Origin of the sequence: Bradyrhizobium sp. (assembly GCF_016462955.1) — a bacterium.
Lineage (GTDB): Bacteria > Pseudomonadota > Alphaproteobacteria > Rhizobiales > Xanthobacteraceae > Bradyrhizobium.
The window spans coordinates 1-1,506 of record NZ_JAEMSD010000893.1 but is presented as its reverse complement, the minus strand read 5'-3'; the positions used below and the strand labels follow the sequence as shown (position 1 = coordinate 1,506).

Here is a 1,506-nt window from a genome sequence, read left to right as displayed (position 1 = left end):
GCAGAAGGCCGTCGGCGACCGCCTGCCGCACCGCCTTGCCGAGATCGACGCCGGCGATCGAGCGGCCCGAGCCGGTGCCGATGCCGCCGGGCTCCAGCGCGATTGCAAAAGCTGGCCGCGAGAACTTCTCCTTCAGCCGGGAGGCGACCAGGCCGACCACACCGGGATGCCAGCCTTCCGAGGCCGTGACGATCACGGCGAGCTTGTCTTCCAGGCCGATCGAGGCCAGCGCCTCCGCTTCGGCCTGTGCCTCCGCCGCCTGCTCGATGACACGGCGCTCGCTGTTGAGGCGGTCGAGCTCGGCCGCAATCCGCGCCGCTTCGACGCTGTCGCCTTCGAGCAGCAGCCGTACGCCGAGATCGGCGCGGCCGATGCGGCCCCCGGCATTGACGCGCGGTCCCAGCATGAAGCCGAGATGCCAGGCTTCCGGCGGGCCATTGAGCCGGGCCACATCCATCAGCGCGGTGTGGCCGACATGGTCGCGCCGCCGCATCGCGATCAGCCCTTTTGCGACGAAGGCGCGGTTGAGGCCGATCAGCGGCGCGACGTCGGCGACGGTGCCGAGCGCGACGTGGTGCAGCATGCCCAACAGGTCGGGCTCGGGCATCTCGCTGCTCCAGAAGCCGCGCTGGCGCAGCTCGCGATTGACCGCAACCAGGGTCACCAGGACGAGGCCGACGGCGGCGAGATGACCGAGGCCGGAGAGATCGTCGAGCCGGTTCGGATTGACCAGCGCATCCACCACCGGAAGCTCCGTGCCGGCCTGGTGGTGGTCGATCACGACCACCGACATACCGAGGCGCTTCGCCTCGGCGAGCGGCTCGATGCTGGTAGTGCCGCAATCGACGGTGACGAGCAGCGTGGCACCCTTCGCGGCGAGTGCCCGCACGGCCTCCGAGTTCGGGCCATAGCCCTCAAAAATCCGGTCGGGAATATGGATCAGCGGATCGAGCCCGCAATGCCGCAGGTGCCAGGCCAGCAGCGCCGCGGAGGTCGCGCCATCGACGTCGTAGTCACCGAAGATCGCAACCTTCTCGCCCCTCACTGCGGCATCGGCGATCCGCTTTGCGGCGGCTTCCATCTCCGTCACTGTGAAGGGATCCGGCAGCAGCTTTCGGATGGTCGGATCGAGGAAGTCGGCGACGGCATCGATGTCGACCCCGCGGCCCGCGAGCACCCGCGCCAGCAGTTCCGGCAATTGGTGCCGCTGCACGATGGCGAGCGCCTGGGCGGCCCGGCGCACATCGAGCCGGTCGCGCCAGAGCTTGTCGGTGAGCGAGCGCGCGACGCCCAGGAAGGCGTCCTGCTCGATAGGCGCATGACCGTCGGCCATGGCTAGACGATCCTGAGCTTGGATGTGGTGCGCATCGGACGAGCCTATCCGTTTCCGGGGATTCGCTCCATGCGCCCTGGCGGCGTCAGTCGCGGTCGCCTAGCTCGCCGAAACGAGATCAACCTCGTTGGCCGAGCCCAGCACCACCGGCACGCGCTGGTGCAGTTTGGTGG

At 69.1% G+C, this 1,506-nt stretch carries 1 protein-coding gene; it reads right to left on the bottom strand.

Annotated elements, in window-relative coordinates:
* Positions 1 to 1,333, bottom strand: a 1,333-nt coding sequence (locus tag JHD07_RS39615; RefSeq protein ID WP_291632069.1) for a DHH family phosphoesterase, incomplete at its 3' end; no start/stop codon positions are given.
* Between the last annotated feature and the right edge of the window lie 173 nt (positions 1,334 to 1,506).